The 19,607-nt window shown below is 45.3% G+C and carries 19 protein-coding genes and 1 pseudogene; 15 read left to right on the plus strand and 5 right to left on the minus strand.

What is annotated here, in order from left to right:
- The first annotated feature begins 74 nt into the window (after positions 1 to 74).
- From pcrA to gatB, 8 genes are all read left to right on the plus strand, one after another.
- Positions 75 to 2,390, plus strand: coding sequence for a DNA helicase PcrA (gene pcrA, locus PP175_RS03480; protein WP_272441459.1), 2,316 nt, complete (start codon positions 75 to 77; stop codon positions 2,388 to 2,390).
- A gap of 19 nt (positions 2,391 to 2,409) precedes the next feature.
- The gene (gene ligA / locus PP175_RS03485; protein WP_272441460.1) at positions 2,410 to 4,419 is read left to right on the plus strand and encodes an NAD-dependent DNA ligase LigA; all 2,010 of its coding nucleotides are present in this window, start codon (positions 2,410 to 2,412) and stop codon (positions 4,417 to 4,419) included.
- A gap of 269 nt (positions 4,420 to 4,688) precedes the next feature.
- The gene (locus PP175_RS03490; protein ID WP_272441461.1) at positions 4,689 to 4,979 is read left to right on the plus strand and encodes a helix-turn-helix domain-containing protein; all 291 of its coding nucleotides are present in this window, start codon (positions 4,689 to 4,691) and stop codon (positions 4,977 to 4,979) included.
- Complete coding sequence (locus tag PP175_RS03495; RefSeq protein ID WP_272441462.1) at positions 4,904 to 5,647, plus strand: transposase; 744 nt, start codon at positions 4,904 to 4,906, stop codon at positions 5,645 to 5,647. The genes PP175_RS03490 and PP175_RS03495 overlap by 76 nt, the downstream gene beginning before the upstream one ends.
- Positions 5,648 to 5,916: 269 nt before the next feature.
- Complete coding sequence (locus tag PP175_RS03500) at positions 5,917 to 7,749, plus strand: ATP-binding protein (RefSeq protein ID WP_272441463.1); 1,833 nt, start codon at positions 5,917 to 5,919, stop codon at positions 7,747 to 7,749.
- Between the two features lie 87 nt (positions 7,750 to 7,836).
- Entirely contained in the window at positions 7,837 to 8,127 is a 291-nt protein-coding gene (gatC, locus tag PP175_RS03505; protein WP_272441464.1) for an Asp-tRNA(Asn)/Glu-tRNA(Gln) amidotransferase subunit GatC, read from the plus strand.
- Positions 8,128 to 8,145: 18 nt separating this feature from the next.
- The gene (gatA, locus tag PP175_RS03510; RefSeq protein ID WP_272441465.1) at positions 8,146 to 9,606 is read left to right on the plus strand and encodes an Asp-tRNA(Asn)/Glu-tRNA(Gln) amidotransferase subunit GatA; all 1,461 of its coding nucleotides are present in this window, start codon (positions 8,146 to 8,148) and stop codon (positions 9,604 to 9,606) included.
- 9 nt (positions 9,607 to 9,615) lie between these two features.
- Positions 9,616 to 11,052: an Asp-tRNA(Asn)/Glu-tRNA(Gln) amidotransferase subunit GatB gene (gene gatB, locus PP175_RS03515; protein WP_272441466.1), complete on the plus strand. Its 1,437-nt coding sequence runs from the start codon at positions 9,616 to 9,618 to the stop codon at positions 11,050 to 11,052.
- Between the two features lie 239 nt (positions 11,053 to 11,291).
- Here gatB and PP175_RS03520 read toward each other — a convergent pair whose 3' ends face one another.
- From PP175_RS03520 to PP175_RS03535, 4 genes are all read right to left on the minus strand, one after another.
- Positions 11,292 to 11,645, minus strand: a complete 354-nt coding sequence (locus tag PP175_RS03520) for an MBL fold metallo-hydrolase (protein WP_272441467.1) — start codon at positions 11,643 to 11,645, stop codon at positions 11,292 to 11,294.
- On the minus strand, positions 11,615 to 12,109 hold the full coding sequence (locus PP175_RS03525; RefSeq protein ID WP_272441468.1) for an MBL fold metallo-hydrolase: 495 nt from the start codon (positions 12,107 to 12,109) through the stop codon (positions 11,615 to 11,617). Before PP175_RS03525 ends, PP175_RS03520 begins: the two co-directional genes overlap by 31 nt.
- 212 nt (positions 12,110 to 12,321) lie before the next feature.
- Positions 12,322 to 12,669, minus strand: a complete 348-nt coding sequence (locus PP175_RS03530) for a LysE family translocator (RefSeq protein ID WP_272441469.1) — start codon at positions 12,667 to 12,669, stop codon at positions 12,322 to 12,324.
- 227 nt (positions 12,670 to 12,896) lie between these two features.
- Positions 12,897 to 13,259: a winged helix-turn-helix domain-containing protein gene (locus PP175_RS03535; RefSeq protein WP_272443168.1), complete on the minus strand. Its 363-nt coding sequence runs from the start codon at positions 13,257 to 13,259 to the stop codon at positions 12,897 to 12,899.
- Between the two features lie 570 nt (positions 13,260 to 13,829).
- Here PP175_RS03535 and PP175_RS03540 point away from each other — a divergent pair.
- Together PP175_RS03540 and PP175_RS03545 are read left to right on the plus strand one after the other, a co-directional pair.
- A pseudogene (locus tag PP175_RS03540) lies at positions 13,830 to 14,036 on the plus strand (GNAT family N-acetyltransferase); the annotation flags it as partial.
- A gap of 345 nt (positions 14,037 to 14,381) precedes the next feature.
- Complete coding sequence (locus PP175_RS03545) at positions 14,382 to 15,002, plus strand: FMN-binding negative transcriptional regulator (RefSeq protein ID WP_272441470.1); 621 nt, start codon at positions 14,382 to 14,384, stop codon at positions 15,000 to 15,002.
- Positions 15,003 to 15,145: 143 nt separating this feature from the next.
- On the opposite strand, the gene PP175_RS03550 is transcribed toward PP175_RS03545, so the two are convergent.
- Positions 15,146 to 16,033 (minus strand): LysR family transcriptional regulator, encoded by an 888-nt coding sequence (locus PP175_RS03550; protein ID WP_272441471.1) that lies wholly within the window; start codon positions 16,031 to 16,033, stop codon positions 15,146 to 15,148.
- A 148-nt stretch (positions 16,034 to 16,181) separates the two neighbouring features.
- On the opposite strand from PP175_RS03550, the gene PP175_RS03555 reads away from it, so the two are divergent.
- The 5 genes from PP175_RS03555 (at position 16,182) to PP175_RS03575 (ending at position 19,532) form a co-directional block, all read left to right on the plus strand.
- Positions 16,182 to 16,847, plus strand: coding sequence for a DJ-1/PfpI family protein (locus PP175_RS03555; protein ID WP_272441472.1), 666 nt, complete (start codon positions 16,182 to 16,184; stop codon positions 16,845 to 16,847).
- Positions 16,848 to 17,020: 173 nt separating this feature from the next.
- Complete coding sequence (locus PP175_RS03560) at positions 17,021 to 17,434, plus strand: MarR family winged helix-turn-helix transcriptional regulator (protein WP_272443170.1); 414 nt, start codon at positions 17,021 to 17,023, stop codon at positions 17,432 to 17,434.
- A 157-nt stretch (positions 17,435 to 17,591) separates the two neighbouring features.
- Positions 17,592 to 18,353, plus strand: a complete 762-nt coding sequence (locus tag PP175_RS03565; RefSeq protein WP_272441473.1) for an SDR family NAD(P)-dependent oxidoreductase — start codon at positions 17,592 to 17,594, stop codon at positions 18,351 to 18,353.
- 40 nt (positions 18,354 to 18,393) lie between these two features.
- Positions 18,394 to 19,026 (plus strand): MFS transporter, encoded by a 633-nt coding sequence (locus PP175_RS03570; protein WP_272441474.1) that lies wholly within the window; start codon positions 18,394 to 18,396, stop codon positions 19,024 to 19,026.
- A gap of 89 nt (positions 19,027 to 19,115) precedes the next feature.
- Positions 19,116 to 19,532, plus strand: coding sequence for an Rrf2 family transcriptional regulator (locus tag PP175_RS03575; protein WP_272441475.1), 417 nt, complete (start codon positions 19,116 to 19,118; stop codon positions 19,530 to 19,532).
- The last annotated feature ends 75 nt before the right edge of the window (positions 19,533 to 19,607 follow it).

The raw sequence follows: 19,607 nt of genomic DNA on the forward strand, positions 1-19,607 counted from the left end.
GCAAAAAAGCATACGTTTGTTCGCTTTTTTCTTATATAATAGAGAACAGAACCAAACGGGAAAGGAGCCCTGTGATGACGATTTTTATGAATACAGATGATGTGCTGAAGGGTCTCAATCCCCAGCAAAGGGAAGCGGTGCTTACAACGGAAGGCCCGCTGCTTATCCTTGCGGGCGCAGGGAGCGGTAAGACGCGTGTGCTTACCCAGCGCATCGCCTATCTTCTTAAAGAAAAGCGTGTTGTACCATGGAGCATACTGGCCCTCACGTTTACGAATAAAGCGGCCCGTGAGATGAAGGACAGGATCGCAGCCATTGTTGGCCCGGATGCCGAAGATATCTGGATATCCACGTTTCACTCGATGTGCGTACGGATTCTGCGCCGGGATATTGACCGGATCGGGTACAGCCGCAATTTCACCATCCTGGATTCAGGCGACCAGTTAACGGTCGTGAAGCAGGCGCTAAAAGACATGAATATCGACCCGAAAAAATTCGACCCGCGTGCCATCCTGGGTTTGATCAGCGGCGCTAAGAATGAGCTGAAAGATCCGGAACGTTTTGGCCAGGGCCTCTTAGGGCCGATTGAACAGGTAGCACACCGGGTGTATGTATCGTACCAGAAGAAACTGAAAAGCAACAATGCGCTGGATTTTGACGATCTGATTATGAAGACCATTGATCTCTTTAACCAGTTTCCGGAGGTACTAGAGTTTTATCAGAAGAAGTTCAAATATATTCACGTGGATGAGTATCAGGATACAAACCGGGCCCAGTATCTGCTCGTGAAGATGATGGCGGCGGGTTCGCAAAATATATGCGTAGTGGGGGACTCCGACCAGTCTATTTACCGCTGGCGCGGCGCCGACATTACGAACATCCTGAATTTTGAAAAGGACTATCCAAGCGCTAAATCCATCCTGCTTGAACAGAACTACCGCTCCACCAAACGGATTCTTGAGGCGGCGAACCAGGTTATCTCCCGCAATCTCAGCCGCAAACCGAAGAATTTATGGACGGAAAATAGCGAAGGGAATCCGATTCGCTTCTACACAGCGGACAGTGAACATACGGAAGCTTACTATATTGTTGGTGAAATACAGAAAGGAACCCGGGAAGACCGCAACTACCAGGATTACGCCATTCTGTACAGAACGAATGCACAATCGCGCGTGGTGGAGGATGTGCTCGTTAAATCCAACATTCCTTATACGATTGTCGGCGGCACGAAATTCTATGACAGACGGGAAATCAAAGACATGCTGGCCTATTTGCGCCTCATTTCCAACCCGGATGATGATATCAGCCTGACGCGCATTATTAATGTGCCCAAGCGGAGCATCGGGGCCACAACGGTGGAGAAAATCGCCGCCTATGCAGCATCACAGGGCCTGTCGATGTACCGGGCAATCCAGGAAGTGGATGAGATTGGGCTCACATCCCGCGCAGCAGGAGCCGTTACGGAATTTGCAAAGCTTATTACAAGTCTTGAACAGATGCAGGAATACCTGAGTGTGACCGAATTGGCGGAAGAAATTATTAAAAGGACAGGCTATAAAGAAGAACTGCTCAAGGAAGGGACGATAGAAGCCCGGACACGCATGGAGAATATCGAAGAGTTTCTGTCTGTTACGATGGAATTTGAGCGCAAAAGCGAAGATAAATCGCTCGTTGCTTTCCTGACGGATCTTGCGCTTGTGGCGGATATCGACTCGCTTGGAGATGTGGAAGAGGATAAAGATAATTCGGTCGTGCTGATGACGCTCCACAGCGCCAAAGGCCTTGAATTTCCGGTCGTGTTCCTTGTGGGGATGGAAGAAGGCATTTTTCCGCATTCGCGTGCTCTTTTCGAAGAGGTTGAAATGGAAGAGGAGCGCCGCCTTGCTTATGTCGGGATTACCCGGGCTGAACAGCAGTTGTTTTTAACCCGGGCCATGATGCGCACGCTGTACGGCCAGACGAAGGCCAATCCCCCATCTCGCTTTATCGATGAGATTCCGCCACACCTGATCGAAGCGGAAGGCGGCGTGCAGGACAGGTGGGGAAGCGGCTCCCGGGGCGCATTTGGCAGCGGGGCTGGTGGAAACGGCAGGACAGGCTACTCACCTTCTATAGGGCAGCGAACCGGAGCAATGGGGACGCCCGCAGTATCTGCTGGCTATTCATCATCCGGTGCCGGCCATGCGGCGCTGCGCGGAACACCTGCTAAAGGAGCCGACCTGTCGCTTGATTGGAAAGCCGGCGATAAGGTTACCCATAAGAAGTGGGGGATTGGCACGGTTGTTATGGCCAAGGGGGAAGGAGCAGATCTTGAATTAACGATTGCGTTCCCCGATCCGGTCGGTGTCAAGAAACTGCTGGCGAAATTTGCACCGGTTGAGAAAGTCTAACGAATAGGAGCGACACTGTATGGATCTTTCGCAAGCTACTGCACGCGTGGAAGAACTTCGCAGCATCATTGAAGAACATAATTTCAACTATTATGTAAAAGACAATCCAACAATATCGGATCAGGAGTATGACCAGCTGATCCGTGAGCTGATTGCTCTGGAAACCGAATTTCCGGAACTGCTCACCCCTGATTCACCAACTCAGCGGGTTGGCGGTACCCCACTTGAGGGTTTCGTTAAAGTACAGCATGCCATTCCGATGCTCAGCCTTGCCAATGCATTCAATGCAGAGGATCTGCGTGATTTTGACCGGCGCGTTCGCCAGGGTATCGGAACCGACGCTCCGGTGCACTACGTGTGCGAGCTAAAGATCGACGGGCTTGCGGTTTCGCTGCAGTATGAGAACGGCCGGTTTGTCCGAGGGGCCACACGCGGCGACGGCACAACAGGTGAGGATATTACCCAGAACCTGCGGACTATCCGCTCACTGCCCCTTTTGCTCAAGAAGCCCTACACAGTGGAAGTGCGGGGCGAGGCCTTTATGCCGCGCCGGGCGTTTGCGAAGCTTAATGAAATTCGGGCTGAGCGGGGGGAGGCGCTGTTTGCGAACCCCCGCAACGCGGCAGCGGGATCGCTGCGCCAGCTGGATCCGAAGATAGCCGACGAGAGATCCCTCGACATTTTTCTTTATTCAATGGTAAGCGAAGAAGTGCTGCCTGTCGCTGCCCACAGCGATGCGCTTCGTTTAATGGAAGAACTCGGCTTTAAAGTCAATCCCGAACGCAGGGAGTTCACCGGGATCGAAGGCGTCATTGCGTTTATCGAAGGCTGGACGGACAAGCGGAATGAGCTGTCCTACGATATAGATGGAATGGTTGTAAAAGTTGATAGCTTTGCGTATCAGGATGAACTTGGAACGACAGCCAAGAGCCCACGCTGGGCCATTGCCTACAAGTTTCCGGCAGAGGAGGCTGTAACTGTTCTGCGGGATATCGAGCTGACTGTTGGCCGGACAGGTGCAGTCACGCCAACCGCTCTGCTGGATGCAGTAAGTCTCGCCGGTACAACCGTGAAGCGGGCGTCCCTGCATAATGAAGACATTATCCGCGAGAAAGGCATTATGATTGGGGACCATGTGGTCGTTAAGAAGGCGGGCGACATTATTCCGGAAGTTGTAGCGGTGAAGGCAGAGCTGCGAACCGGTGACGAGAAACCTTTTGCGATGCCGACCCATTGTCCGGCGTGTGGCAGCGAACTCGTCCGCCTGGATGAGGAGGTGGCGCTGCGCTGTATTAACCCGAAATGCCCGGCGCAGATTAAGGAAGGCATTATCCACTTTGTTTCCCGCAACGCGATGAACATTGAAGGCATCGGTGAACGGGTTGTATCGCAGCTTTATGAACATCAGCTTATCCACAGCGTAGCGGATCTCTATTATCTCAAGCGCGCTGAACTTCTAGCGCTGGAGAGGATGGGCGAGAAGTCTGTAGACAATATGCTGGCCGCCATTGAGAAGAGCAGGGAGAATTCCCTCGAACGCCTAATTTTTGGCCTGGGAATCCGCTTCGTCGGCGAAAAGGCAGCAAAATTGCTTGCCCAGCATTTTGGGACGATGGACGCCATCCGATCGGCATCAGAAGAAGAAATCGTGAGCATCCACGAGATTGGCACCAAAATCGCGGAAAGCATCCACAAGTACTTCGAGAAGCCTGAAGTGGACGAACTGCTTGGGCGCCTGAAGGAAGCTGGTTTGAATATGGAATATAAAGGGCTGCGTCCGCAGGATGTTGACCAGAATTCCCGCTTTAGTGGAAAAACGGTCGTGTTAACTGGTGCGATGGAACAGCTCTCCCGCAAGGAAGCGCAGGCGTTAATTGAGGCACGGGGTGGAAAAGTCTCGGGAAGTGTGAGCAAAAAAACAGATCTGGTCGTAGCCGGTGAGGATGCGGGGTCCAAGCTTGCGAAGGCTGAGGAATTGGGCATAGAGGTCATTGATGAAGATACGTTTATATCGTGGATAAATGAATAAAAAGTACCGATTTTAGAATCCCATTCGAAAAAAGAATGGGATTTTTTTTGATTGTTCCGATACTACAATTAGACAAAATACGACTGAATTATAAGACGAGTATTTAATTTAATTCTTTACAAGTGTATAATTTAGGAAAAATGAGTAAGAATCCCTTCCGCATTTTAATGGGGAAATGAATCACCCTTTTTTCTTTTTTTCATGCAAGAAAAAATATCGAATAAAACGTATGTTCGCATTTGCTAGAGGCAGAGAAAGGAGGGCTCAGGATGGGACGGAAGAAACGGTCCAAGCAGGAAGACAAACAAACGTTCGGACTGATTGTGCAGCTCTATCCAACCAAAGAGCAGGAAGTGTTGATCCGTAAGTCCTTTGGCTGTCGCCGGTTTTTGTACAACCTTTTTTTGACCCACCGCTCCAAAGCATGGCCTCCAATGCGGTCAATGGAAATATTCGCTTCCATGGTGATTTTTCTTCGCTTCAGTTGCCCAAGCTCGGTGGGGTTGCATGCAAGGGGTCTGCCCGCCGCCTGCGTCGTCTTTTTAAAAAGGGAGCCGTGATCAAAGCTGCTACTGTTCGCAGAAAAGCCGGTCGTTTTTATGCGTCTGTCCGCTTACAGATGGATGCGCCTGCTATACAAAAGAATGACACGAACGATGATGCCGTGGGGATTGATATGGGGATCAAGACCTTTGCCGTCCTGTCAGATGGAACCGCGATTGCTAACCCCCGGTATTTGATCACTGCGCAAAGGAAGCTGCGCACCCAACAGAAACGGCTCTCCCGTATGAGAAAAGGGTCAAACCAGTACGAGCGGCAGAAAAAGAAAATCGGAAGGCTGCATGCCAAAGTGGCGAACCAGCGAAAAGACTTCCAGCATAAGTGGTCGGGCAAGCTGACGGACGAAAACCAAGTCCTCTGCATGGAAGATCTGCATGTGCGTGGAATGTCTAAAAACCGCAGGCTGGCGAAACATATTGCGGATACGGCATGGTTCCAGTTCCGTACCTTTTTGACTTATAAAGCCAAACAGAAAGGGCGCATCCTGGTTGTCATCGACCGCTTTTATGCGTCAAGCAGGATCCGCTCAGCCTGCGATGCGAAAAAAGCTTCCCTTACCCTGGATGAACGAACATGGGTCTGCCCGTCCTGCGGAAAGAAGCATGACAGAGATAAAAACGCAGCCATCAATATCAAACAGGAAGGACTCCGAAAGCTCGGAGCCTAACGGATCGATTCGATTTTTCACCGTTGGAACGACGGGGTGTGCATGTCGAGATGCCATAAGACCTTGGAGCTGCGGCAACGTGGGAGTTCGATAGAGAACAACAGACCACACCGCTTTTTGGCGGCAAGGCAAGCATCGTTGAAGCGTGAAAAGTTCTGCTGGTCATCTGTAATCAGGCCATACGGTCTGCCCAGCAGAAGCTCTCCATTTTAATGGAGAGTAGTTCACGAAAAATATACAGCATTTAAGCTAGGAGGCTGTCAATTTTTATGGAAGACATCCAAGAGGTAGGATTAATGGAGTGGGGGCAATCGGTTCACTTTTATGAGCATAATTATCATACAGATAATCGAGATAAACTGGACTTTTCTCCGTTTATTCAACCCATGTTGAATAAAATAATGCAAACGCATTTCAGTTATTCAGCAGAAGAAGAGACGGCGCTCCTCAATGAGATCGATCAGATCGCCCTATTATTTTTCGGGCGGGGAGGAACCCTATCGCAAGCGATGCTTGCCGTGTCGCATTTTCGCAGAGAGCTGCTTGAATGTATCAAGGATCAACTAGGTACGGTACATCAATACCATGATCTTATGCAGCGGCTCCTGCCGGTCACCGACTATTTGGCTGCCAGAATGAATACGGTGTATACGCGTTATAAGAGTTCAACTTACCCGCATATTTCCTCTATTTTCTTCACAGAAATCGTAGACCAACTTCCTTATGCCATTATTTTATTTGATGAGGACATGAACTGTGAATATGTGAATAAGGCCTTCCTTCAAGCAGCCGAGTTATCGCACAGCGACGTTATTGGCATCCCCCGACACGAACTCCTTACATTACTGTACGGTGAGGATGCCAGGCTTCTCATTGATTCCGATCCGCAAGATCCTAAAGATATGTACATTGACAGCCAGCGCGTTTTAAACAAGAAGTTTATCTTTCTGAATCGGATTGCTATTTCATCTGGTGTAGAAGGCGCGCGAAATAAAATGCTGACCATCTTGTGGCCAGCCAAAGATATAAATGCCAACTGGTTTATCGGCGTCCAGACCAACATGGTGCTTGACTATATATCAGATCCCATTTTAATGGTCGATGAGCTAGGGCAAATTATCAATTTGAACCAGAAAATGGCCGACTTACTTGAGACCTCACAATATTCTCTTATAGGGCAGGACTATGAACATATTTTCCATAAACATTTCGAAACCGATTTGAAAGAAAGCCTGCTGATATCCACCCTGCACAACGCTGAAGAACAACTCAGAAGAAGGCTGCAAGTCACAATCAATGGACAGCCGCGCACCCTCCTTATCACAACACGTCTCATTCGCAATTTTAACGGGAATGTGATGGGTGCTCTTATGATACTAAGAGACGAGACGGAAATAACCGGCTTAAAAAGCCACATGGAACTGATGGATAGGTACCAGCAAATCGGGGAGCTTGCCGCAGGGTTTGCCCACGAAATTCGCAATCCGTTAACTTCATTAAAGGGATTTCTACAGCTGAGCCTGCAGGATCACAATTTTGACCAAAGAGAAATTACAGAGCGAATCCTGCTTCCGGAAATCGGCCGGATCAATCAGATTATTACCAAATTTCTGATGATGAGCAAGCCAGCTTTTCCTGTTTTAAAGAAGGACAACCTGCTGGAGCTTCTCCATTATACGGTGGATTTTATGACGCCGCAGGCCATTCTGAAAGACGTATCGCTTTCTTTTGTTAACCATGCACCGATGGCGCTTCATTGCCAAATGGACCGCGAACAGATTACCCAGGTCTTGATCAATGTAATCTCCAATGCGTTTGATGCGGTAGGCGGTCTCGAAAGTAACAGAAAAGTGCAGGTTTCTCTCGGTATGCACAAGGATCACGCAGTCATCGAGATTCGCGACAACGGATGCGGATTCGAGCACGATGAAATCGATAAAGCATTCGATCCTTTCTTTACCCGCAAAGTGAACGGAACGGGGCTTGGCCTGGCCGTATCCCGCCAAATTGTATTCCGGCATGGAGGGCAAATTGAAATCGAAAGCGTGAAAAACGACGGAACATGTGTCCGCATTGCTCTTCCGCTTACAGGGGCCGCTTAGTTGCGGCGCCCCTTCTTCTCTGGTATCATGTTACGTATATTGACATTCCAGAGTCTTTAATGGTAATGCATAACAGGAGGTGGAAAAATGAGCGCCATTTCACGTACGGAAGTAGAATATGTTGCAAAACTGGCCCGCTTGGACTTAACAGAAGAAGAAGCGGTTAAATATACGGAGCAGCTGAACGCAATCCTGGAGTTTGCGGGAAAGCTGAATGAGCTTGATACACAGAATGTAGAGCCCACCAGCCATGTGCTGGATGTATACAACGTAATGCGCGATGATATCGAACGTCCTTCAGTATCGCGGGAGCTTGCCCTTCGCAATGCGCCGGATGAAGAAGACGGCCAATTTAAAGTACCAGCAGTTATGGAATAGAAGGGAGGATACATACAGGTGTCTTTGTTTGAAAAACGTTTAATGGAAATACATACAGAGATTGATAAAGGCGAAATCACCGTGCATGATCTGGTTGATACTTCGTTCGAGCGAATCAAACAGGTTGACGGGAAAGTAAAATCGTTTATCACCCTTGATGAGGACAACGCCCGCACCAGGGCAAAGGAATTGGACGAGCAGCAATCCCGCGGCGAGGAGAAAGGATTGCTTTTTGGCCTGCCTGCAGGGATTAAAGATAACATTGTAACGGAAAATCTGCGCACTACATGCGCCAGCAAGCTTCTCTCTAACTACAATCCCATCTACAATGCATCGGTTATGGACCGCCTCCATGCGGCCCAGTCTGTTACGATCGGCAAGATGAATATGGATGAGTTCGCCATGGGCGGATCCAATGAGAACTCCGGATTCTTCAACACGTATAACCCGTGGAACCTGGACTATGTACCGGGCGGATCAAGCGGCGGCTCTGCTGCGGCGGTTGCAGCAGGTGAAGTGTATTATGCGCTCGGTTCTGATACAGGCGGATCCATCCGCCAGCCAGCCGCATACTGCGGGGTAGTCGGCTTAAAGCCAACATACGGCTTAGTTTCCCGTTTTGGGCTTGTGGCGTTCGCTTCGTCGCTTGACCAGATTGGGCCGATTACGAAAAACGTTGAAGATTCCGCGTTCGTGCTGCAGGCGATTGCCGCTCACGACCCGTTCGACTCCACTTCAGCGGATGTGGAGATTCCTGATTACATCTCGGCTTTGACCGGAGACGTCAAGGGCCTTCGCATCGGCGTGCCGAAAGAACTGATGGGAACAGGTATTGATCCGGAAGTGAAGGAGAAAGTAACAGAGGCTCTGAAAGTTCTTGAGGACCTCGGCGCGATCGTGGAGGAAGTGACCCTGCCGCATACGGAATACGCCGTGCCGACTTACTACATTATTGCACCTTCTGAAGCATCCTCCAACCTGGCCCGCTATGACGGAGTGCGCTATGGCGTGCGCGCTGACAATGCGGAGAACCTGATTGAGATGTACCGCGAATCACGCAGCAAGGGGCTTGGCGCTGAAGTAAAACGCCGGATAATGCTGGGTACGTACGCGTTAAGCTCGGGCTATTATGATGCGTACTACAAGAAAGCGCAGCAGGTACGGACGCTTATTAAGCGCGATTTTGACGATGTGTTCGGCAAGTACGATGTAATCATTGGGCCGACTGCTCCAACGACTGCTTTCAAAATCGGGGAGAAGGTCAATGACCCGCTCACGATGTACCTGGAAGACATCTGCACCATTCCGGTGAACCTGGCCGGCATTCCGGCAATCAGTGTTCCGTGCGGATTCGCAAGCAATGGCCTGCCTGTCGGGCTTCAGATTATGGGAAAAGCCTTTGATGAAACGACGATTCTTCGTGTGGCCCATGCATATGAGCAGAACACGGAGCATCACAAGGCGCGCCCGGAGCTGTAAGGGAGGGATATGAAAATGGAATTTGAAACCGTCATTGGCCTGGAGGTCCACTCCGAGCTTTCTACCAATAGTAAAATTTTCTGCGGCTGCTCGACTGAATTCGGTGCGCCGCCTAATACACATACATGCCCGATCTGCCTGGGACATCCGGGTGTTCTGCCTGTTCTTAACAAGAGAGCGGTAGAGTTCGCCATGAAAGCGGCGATGGCCCTCAACTGCCAGATCGCAGAAGAAAGCAAGTTTGATCGCAAGAACTATTTCTACCCGGACCTGCCAAAGGCCTATCAGATTTCCCAGTACGACCAGCCGATCGGCGAGCATGGCTGGATTGAAATCGAAGTGAACGGGGAAACGAAACGCATTGGGATTACCCGCCTCCACCTGGAAGAGGATGCGGGCAAACTGACCCACGCAGGCGCCGGTACATCCTTGGTGGACTTCAATCGGGTGGGAACGCCACTCATTGAGATTGTATCCGAGCCGGATCTTCGTTCTCCTGAAGAGGCGCGCGCGTACCTGGAGAAGCTCAAAGCGATTCTGCAGTACTGCGAAGTGTCTGACGTGAAAATGGAAGAAGGCTCACTGCGCTGTGACGCCAACATCAGCCTGCGCCCTGTCGGCCAGGAGAAGTTCGGTATCCGCGCTGAGCTGAAAAATATGAACTCGTTCCGCAACGTGCAGAAGGGCCTCGAATATGAGGAATACCGTCAGGCGGAAATTCTGCGTGAAGGCGGCGAAGTGGTACAGGAGACACGCCGCTGGGACGATGCCAACCAGCGTACCCTTTCGATGCGGGGCAAAGAAGAAGCGCACGATTACCGCTACTTCCCGGATCCGGACCTGATTAAATTAAAAATAAGCCGCGAATGGGTGGATGAAATCCGCGCAACCATTCCGGAACTGCCGGATGCCCGTAAAGCCCGCTATGTTTCCGAGTATGGCCTCCCATCCTATGATGCGGGCGTTATTACGATGTCGAAGGATGTGTCTGACTTCTTCGATACCGCGGTGAAGACCGGGGCAGACGCAAAAGTTGTATCCAACTGGATGATGGGCGAATTGATGGCCTACCTGAACGCCAACCAGCTCGAACTCAAAGACGTGAAAATTACGCCGCAGGGGCTGGGCGAAATGGTAACACTCATCGAAAAAGGCACCATCAGCAGCAAAATCGCCAAGACCGTCTTTAAAGAAATGGTTGAAACCGGAAAGTCTCCGGAGAAGATCGTACAAGAGAAAGGCCTTGTCCAGATCAGCGATGAAGGCGAACTGAAGAAAATGGTGGAGGAAGTCGTGAACGCCAACCCGCAATCTGTAGCCGACTATAAAGCCGGTAAAGACCGGGCCATTGGATTCCTCGTCGGCCAGATTATGAAGGCCTCCAAAGGAAAAGCGAACCCCGGCCTCGTAAACAAAATACTCAAAGAAAAACTGGATGAGATGTAAGATTAAATACCGATTCACTAAATAAATGGAAAAAGCCTCCCTGACTTTGATTTTAGGGAGGCTTTCCATATAACTAACAAAAAAGAGCCTTTAGGAACTTAATTGCTTCATGATTGAAAAAGGTAGGAACATAAATAAACCAAAAATGCTCATTATAGTCGAAATTGTAAAAGGAGACACCCTGTTAGAAACAACTTCCCCAAAGATGCTGTGCTTGCCTTGTGTCCTTTACCCCCTTTTTAATCCGCTGATTTAGTGATCAAATCATAAACTCTTTTCAAGTTTGATTTAAAATATGTAGTAAAGTACCAGTCTTGATAAGCTTTTGGTACTGAAATCTCATCAATGCTTTTCTTACTTTGAACGGCTTCCGCCACCAATGCCACGATATCGTTTATGTAAGCTTTCACCTCATGAAGTGCTTTTATTGAGCAAACTTCGCCATGTCCTGGTACGATAGTTTCTACACCAAGTAGTTCGGCTCGCTCTAAAATATTTATCCATACCTGGGGATTTGCATTCATCATTACAGGGTGATGCTTCGAGAGCACCAGATCTCCCATTACGGCAGTTTTTTCTTCAGGCAGGTACACGAAAGCATCACTTTGCGTGTGACCGCCGCCATACGTGATGAGCTGTACGGTCCGATCACTACCATAATACTCATCCGTTGATCAAAGGTAATCGTTGGTAGTGTATATACCAAATTGGGGAGTATTTTCATGTACTCACGGTTACTAGCATTTTCCCATTGCATTTCTTTTTTTAACTTTTCGTCCGTCTCTTGTTTGATTTTCTCCTCGACTTCATCGATAGCCTGATAAATCGGCTCCGGGTTTGACAACTGCTGGGCTAACCTGTTTTTTCCGAATGTGGCCATAATTTCATGTGTGATAGATGTGGAAATTATTTGGGCCTGGGGGGTAAAGAGTTGATTCCCGCTCGTATGGTCACTGTGCCAATGTGTGTTGAATACATAGGAAACTGGGTTTTCCGTGAGGTACATTGCAGCTGCATGTAAATCCGCTGCAGCGTATATTGTGTTGAAGGTATCCACCACAAGCGTTGTATCACCTAGATCAATGATTGCTGCATTCCCTACAGAGCCGGTACCAGGGACCGAGATTGCTGCAAATACACCCTCAGCGACGTGATTCAGCCGAAAATGCTTTGAGCCCGTGAATGTTTCAATTCGATTTTTAATGTGTTACCTCTCCTCCCACCTGAAATAATAGCTTTATAGTATCACAGTTGTCTTTTTCAACTGGCTTATTGCGCATTCTGCCAGATACTTTTTTTAGCGTAGAGTTTTTCTTTAGTTGCTAAATTACGGTCAGAATCGTACCAAATACGTACACCTAGATAAATGAGATAGGCCGCTCCAACTAGTTTCATCGCAGTAAAAAGGGTTGGAGAGGTCAGCAGTATAGCACCTACGTCAGCAAATGACATAAGCATAGCTGTTAAGTCACCTAAAAAAGTACCGGGAATCATAAAAAGTGCAGCACTTTTACCCCTACTGATACTCGTAGTGATCAATAAAGTTACAACTGGTCCTGGTGTTGCAATAATCAGCATTGAAGCGAAAACGAATGAAATCCAAATCTCAAAGGTCATTATTCATCCCCATTTCCTATATATTAAACGTTCAGTACTTATTCATGAGAGGTGTTCTGAAAAATGTAAAAAGAGCATAAAGATTCTCCATTCAAACGGTATTCATATTCAATTCAGTTTTTACATCATAAAGGTTGGGAAGGTGCTTATAAATCAATAACTTAATTGGCAAATCGTTTGATATTTGGATCGTATGGGTCTATGAAAATGATAAACACCCTCACTGGTTAAAGCTTTTTAAGGAATGAATGGATACAGCAACAATTGATGAGTTCTGGCGTAGGATTCGCTTCGTTGACGACACTCAATGCGTCCAGTTCGATATTTCCATGACGAAAATCATAGATGATTTCTGTGGATGTTTGAAAGATTTGTTTTGAAACAGGAAAAGAATTTGCACCGAAGGCTTTGTTGAATTCCTCCTCCAATGCGATCACATACAACCCTTTGTGAGGTTTACTTTCCACGTAGCCTTCCGCAAGTAATTGTTGGTATGCTGTTTCGACCGTGTTTCGTGCAATTTTTAGATTAGCAGCACACTTGCGAACGGATGGCAATTGAGTGCCAGCAGCCATGCGGCCTGCATGAATCTCTCCCGTAAAATATCGGTAGAGTTACAAATAGATCGGTTCCTTTGCAGAGTCATATAATGTAGGTGTGATTTCAAACATAACCGTCCCCCATCTGTCCCCATACACATCATCAAAACTGACACTTCGTATCAGGTCAATTCCATATTACAATCATTTTATCAAAAATAGAAAGTGAATGTAGGGGTGATAGGATGTGAAAATCGCATGAAGTGATCGTTGAATCCGTTTGTATTGGGAACACTCCCGAAAGTTTTGTTACCACCTGGTAGTTGCATTTTATTCCCGAGTGGAGCTAGCTTGGTTTGTGAAGGAGAAAATTTCCTTGTAGCCAATCTCGCGAAGTGATTCAGGAAATGTATAGGGACAGTCCGAAACTCGCCACACGCTTTGTACCTTGCGAATTTGGACGAAAGGGAATTTTCTGTACTGTTGAGCGACCTGGCAAGGTTGTTGCAGGTGAGAAAGCGCGTGTCGTTGTGTACCATGCACCAAATCGAAAAATTTGAATGAATGGAGAATGAATGAACCTTATATTTTACGTTTAGTACTCTTAAAGTTAAAAGGGTAGCCATTCTGAACGATTTGTTTGTCCATCCAGAAGCGCGAGGTCAAAAGGTTGGGGAAACTCTGTTCCTCCATTGTTTGAAATACATCCGTGAGCATTCCTTTGCCTATATGCAATGGGAGACAGCGAAGGATAATGTTGTGGCGCAAGCCCTCTATAACAAACTGGGTGGACATTTAAGTGATTGGTTGGTCTATGAAATCCATTAATAATCAAAGGAAAAGGAGAGACCGATTTTGTTAATCGCACCGATCGAATTAACAGGGAAGCAAGCGAAACTGGTTGCGATGAAACCAGAATTGCATGCGGGCTTTGCTTCGCGGCTTATCCTTTTGTAGGATCAGTTCTATTGATTCCTGTTGTTGTGGGGATTGTGTGTATTGTGTATTTGATGTAGAGGACACGAAGAGAACAAAATAGAGTGGGTGGACGAAAGATACATTTAAAGATTGAAAACAACTCCGACGTAAAGATGGATGAATATCAAACACCTGTCTAAATATTTGTGTTATTGTATATATATTCATATAAACTTTTTAGGAGGTAATCAATATATGTATATCCCGTCATCATTTGAGGTTACTGAAAAAGAAGCCATTTATGATTTTATGGAGAAGCATAGCTTTGCGATCGTATTTTCTCAAAAAGATAACACTCCATTTGCTACTCACTTACCTTTATTATTAGACAGGAAAGAGGAGTGTTTATATGGTCATATGGCAAAAGCAAATCCACACTGGAAAGAAATTACAAATGAAATTTTAGTAGTTTTCAATGGTGCTCATACATACATTTCACCCTCCTGGTACGAAACAAATCAAGCAGTTCCTACTTGGAATTATGTAGCTGTTCATGCTTATGGAAAGTTAGAGTTGGTTGAGGATAACAACCAACTAGCTAAAATTCTTGCTGAGTCAGTTAATCGATATGAATCTTCAATGCCTAATCCGTGGAATATGGATCTGGTTGATCCTTCTTTCATTGACAACCTATCTAAAGCGGTTGTGGGATTTAAAATTCAAATAACAAAACTGGAAGGTAAATGGAAGTTAAGTCAAAACCATTCAAAGGAAAGACAAGAAAGAGTTATAAATGCTTTAGAATTACAAGGGGATGAAAATTCTAAGCAAATTGCACAGTTAATGAAGATGAATTTGGAACAAACTGGCATCTAAGTAAAAGAACAATGTTATGAGATAACGTCGTGGTTAATAAGTTTAATGGGCAACATGGATTTTGCGATCCATTCTCACCTGAATATAACGAAGAATCAGCTAGAAACGCATTTAACCAAATGTTGATTTTTCTTCGGAAACATTTAGACGAAATGGTTGATTACTTGGGATTTGAATAATTTTGCCGGAAAGCTTAACTCTCTATCTTTATGGACAATAAGTCCGTGTGTAGAGAAAATTGGCGGACATAATGGTAACACTTTAAATTCTTCTTCTTCAAGTTCTTTTCTGACAGCTATTTCTGGAATTAATGCAAAACCAATTCCACATTTCACAGACTGTTTAATCATTTCAATACTGGGAAACTCAAGTGCACTGTTTCTTTGAATTCCAGCTTCCTGTAATAGCTTACTAGCTTGTGTATGATATAAACAGCTTGTTCCGAAACTTATTACGATTTCATCATCTAGAGTATCTAATCCTTTAGATTCAACTTTTTGTGCCAATGTATTAGAGGCAATAAAAATTAATTTTTCCTCTATTAAAGGATAGAAAATGAGATCATTCCGTTGCGGATTTCGAGGAACAATACCAAAATCAACAGCATGTTCTAAAACTCGGTTAAGAATATCTTGCTGAAATCCTGTTTCTAGCCTTAATTTAACCTTTGGATGGTGACCTATAAATTTTTGAATAAGCGAAGACATTCGTGTTAAGAAAAAAGATTCTTGCATACGAATATGTACGGTTCCATGGGGCTGATCCAGTTCGTTCAACGCTTCCTCTAAAGACATACCTAAATGAATAAATTGGTACGCGAATTTAGCAAGTTTCAAACCGGCTTCTGTAGGTTTTACACCCCTGGATAATCGATGGAATAATTTTTGCTTACAAGCTTGTTCCAATAACTGAATATGAGTGGTTACGGTCGATTGAACATAACCTAATTTATCTGCGGCTCGACTAAAGTTTTTCTCTTCAATCACCGCGATAAATGTTTTAAAAAATCTCCCTTCTAATAACTCAATCATAGTGTAAACAACCCCTTTGATATCGAGAATCGAAATAGATTATATCGTATGTATTCATAAGTAAAATCATTAAATTCATGATATCTTAATTCCTGTAGAGGAGAAAGAAATATTTTATGCTATGTTGAATGCAAAAGGAGGAAAAAACATGAGCAAAAAACAGGGATTTAGATTAGGTGTGTACGTTTTCAAGGATGCAGAAATTATTGATTACACAGGTCCATACGGAGTATTTTCAGTTGCAAGAAGATTTGACCCAGAATTAGATGCTTTTCTTCTAGCAGACGCAATGAAACCTGTTCAGACGCAAGCGGGTCTTACTGTATATCCCAACTACAGTTTCAATGATATGCCTGATATGGATGCATTTCTAATACCCGGCGGCTTTGGCACACGGCAAGAAACAAATAATAAACGGCTACATCAATTCATCCGGTCTCTTCCCGAAACAACTCTACTTACAAGTGTATGTACAGGTTCATGGATTTACGGCAGAATGGGACTCTTGGATGGCATTCCCGCAACAAACCGTAAAGAACCCGATCATTTCGAAGCCTCGGAAATGGGTAAAGTGCCGATCGATCGACTTGCTGAGATAGCACCTGCTTGCAAAATAAGTCGGGCCCGAATAGTTGATACTGGCAGAATAGTAACCGCAGGTGGTATCGCTTCTGGTATGGAAATGGGCTTTCATCTGTTGAGAAGAGCCGGTTATAACGAAACCTTCATTTCTGAGGTAGCCCGCGTTATGGAATACAAAGCGGCATACGACCATTATAGAAATGATATTGAATATTTTGAGGCCAAACAATAATTCATCACAGAAATAGTTGTTAGTATTTTAACGGTGTAGAATTTATCAAATTGAATAGGTCTTGATCTTGACAATAGGAAAATGATGGCGTAAGATTCATTTATAAATAGTTAAGCGGCTAATAATATGGGTGGTGAGCTATCATTCCAAAATGGGGTCCATTTTCAAATCCTATTCAGCAAGTTCAGTTATTCTTAACTTTATATAAGACGAACGCAACATTAGTCCGTCAACTCGAAGAGAAACTTCAGCCATTACATCTAACATTAGGACGTCTTTGTCTTTTAGTTGCATTACATGATGCTGGAGGTTGTGCAATCCCCTCTGAACTGGGAGATGATTTGGCGGTTACACGAGCCAACATAAGTGGGTTGTTAAAAGCACTAGAGTCTATAGATATGGTCCGACGTGAAGTTGATTTATCAAACCGCCGCCGTGTATTAGTCTATCTAACCTCAAAAGGAAAAGAAGTGCTTGAGCGTGCATGGCCCATTTATGAAGAAACTATAGCCACTGCACTAGAACCATTAACCACAGAGGAGCAATCTACGTTTTTAACTTTATTACGAAAACTAAATTATTTTTAGAGTTTTGGAATAGAAAATGAACACAGACCGCTACATATTCCACAATATCTACTCAATTATTAATTAATGTACCTTTGGATAAATTATCCAAAGGTCTCCTCATCTAGTTTAGTTAATTGGTTAATTATAAACGACATAACAATTAGGAGGTAAATAAATGTTTAGAAATAAAGTTGTTTTAATTACGGGAGCAAGTGCAGGGATAGGAAGAAGTACGGCCTTAGCTTTCGCTCATGAAGGGGCTACTGTTGGTCTTCTCGCACGCCGTGTGGAACGGATTAAATCACTTGTTCAACAAATTGAACCTCTTCCGGGGCGTGCTGTTCCTCTCCAAGCAGATGTTTCAAACAATCAAGAATTGAAATTAGCCTTAGAAAAGTTACTCAGTACATGTGGTCAATTAGATGTATTGGTGAATAATGCTGGAATGGGAGTTTTTGGCCGAACACCTACAGACCAAGAGTTTAATCAAATATTTGATGTCAACGTTAAGGCTGTTTATAAGCTTTCATTACTTGCATTACCACATTTAGAGAAGACATCGGGAAACATTGTAAATCTGGGTTCAGCAGTAGTGGGTCGACCCTTTGCAAATGAATTCGTTTATATGGCGAGTAAGGGAGCAGTAGCAGCATTAACAAAGGGAATGGCTGCTTCTTGGGGGAAACGTGGTGTTCGAGTAAATCTGATTCAACCTGGCGTGATAGAGTCCGATTTCAATGTAACTGCCGGAATGCCCGTGGAAGTTGCTAATAAAATGCATGAATTATCTGAAGGATTAAATGCTCTTGACACAACAGGGAATCCCGAAGATGTGGCACAGGCGGTCCTATTTCTCGCATCTGAGCAGGCCCGCTTCATTACAGGAGCTACACTAAATGTGGATGCAGGTTTAACGCTTGCAACCATCAGAGTATAAAGAAAGGGCTTCAGCCTCTATTATAGAAGGAGGATTAAACATGTCTGATATAGAGCATCAGCTGCATCCAGTTAAAGAGAAAAAACCTATTCTCTCTATTTTAGCACTTTGTTCTTTCTTTATCGGATTAGACTCCATTATTACGGTTCCGCTAATTCCACTGATGACAGAATCTATTCATATCTCAATGAATATGGGTGCGTTGTTGGTTACAGCTTATGCTTTTGTTTATATGATATGTGCTCCGTTATTTGGTACAATTTCTGATCAATGTGGACGAAAAAAAATGATTTGTTCGGGAATGTTATTTCTTGGACTCGGAACCGCTCTACTAGGAATAGGACGTGACTTTAACACACTGCTGTTGCTAAGAGCTATTACTGGAATGGGAGCAGGGATGCTTCAACCAAATGTACTTGCTTACATCAGTGATCATTATTCGTATGAACAACGAGGGCGTGTAATGGGGATTATTATGGCAGCTATGACATCTTCTACGATTTTAGGAGTGCCGCTCGGAAGTTATTTTGCCCAAGTGAGTTCGTGGAGATGGACATATTTGACGATTGGGCTTTTAGGAATGGCTCTGGTGTTGGGCATTTATACAGTAATACCAGCGGACAATACAGGTAAAGAACCTTCATCCCGTAATTTTTCACTTCGACGACGGTAAAAAAAATATCAATAAAATAATTCCTATAGTCATTGAACTTGACTTTTTCAACGGATATAACCATAATAGTTACAACGGTGGTGGTGCATGTGAAACAAATAAGCACCCGCTTTTCTATAGCTGTTCATATCCTTTCCTTGATTGCTGTCAGTTCGAACGATTGTACCGGGGACTTCATCGCGAGCAGCGTAAATACGAATCCTGTCATCATTCGAAGAATTATGGGAATGTTAAAGAAGGCGGGTTTATTGGAAGTACGTGCTGGAGTAGGAGGCGCCTCTTTACTCAAGAATCCTGAACAAATTACGCTTCTTGATGTTTATCGGGCTGTGAATGTAACTGAAGAGAACCAATTATTTCGCATTCATGAACACCCCAATTATCAATGCCCAGTCGGACGAAACATTGAGTTGGTTCTCCAATCTGAATTGAAAGAAGCTCAATCCGCTATGGAACAAAGGTTGGCACAAACGACTTTGAGCCAACTGACGGCAAGGTTCAAATAAATGAGAGCTCTTTAAGAGCTTTTATTTTAGTGGATAGGAAAGTATATGCGTATCCTTACACATAAGGGCAACTAA

The organism is Aneurinibacillus sp. Ricciae_BoGa-3 (genome assembly GCF_028421645.1).
Lineage (GTDB): Bacteria > Bacillota > Bacilli > Aneurinibacillales > Aneurinibacillaceae > Aneurinibacillus_B.

Coding starts and splice junctions, on each gene's coding strand:
- pcrA (WP_272441459.1), top strand. CDS start 75: ATGACGATTTTTATGAATACAGATGATGTGCTGAAGGGTCTCAATCCC.
- ligA (WP_272441460.1), top strand. CDS start 2,410: ATGGATCTTTCGCAAGCTACTGCACGCGTGGAAGAACTTCGCAGCATC.
- PP175_RS03490 (WP_272441461.1), top strand. CDS start 4,689: ATGGGACGGAAGAAACGGTCCAAGCAGGAAGACAAACAAACGTTCGGA.
- PP175_RS03500 (WP_272441463.1), top strand. CDS start 5,917: ATGGAAGACATCCAAGAGGTAGGATTAATGGAGTGGGGGCAATCGGTT.
- gatC (WP_272441464.1), top strand. CDS start 7,837: ATGAGCGCCATTTCACGTACGGAAGTAGAATATGTTGCAAAACTGGCC.
- gatB (WP_272441466.1), top strand. CDS start 9,616: ATGAAAATGGAATTTGAAACCGTCATTGGCCTGGAGGTCCACTCCGAG.
- PP175_RS03530 (WP_272441469.1), bottom strand. CDS start 12,669: ATGACCTTTGAGATTTGGATTTCATTCGTTTTCGCTTCAATGCTGATT.
- PP175_RS03545 (WP_272441470.1), top strand. CDS start 14,382: ATGTATATCCCGTCATCATTTGAGGTTACTGAAAAAGAAGCCATTTAT.
- PP175_RS03550 (WP_272441471.1), bottom strand. CDS start 16,033: ATGATTGAGTTATTAGAAGGGAGATTTTTTAAAACATTTATCGCGGTG.
- PP175_RS03555 (WP_272441472.1), top strand. CDS start 16,182: ATGAGCAAAAAACAGGGATTTAGATTAGGTGTGTACGTTTTCAAGGAT.
- PP175_RS03565 (WP_272441473.1), top strand. CDS start 17,592: ATGTTTAGAAATAAAGTTGTTTTAATTACGGGAGCAAGTGCAGGGATA.
- PP175_RS03570 (WP_272441474.1), top strand. CDS start 18,394: ATGTCTGATATAGAGCATCAGCTGCATCCAGTTAAAGAGAAAAAACCT.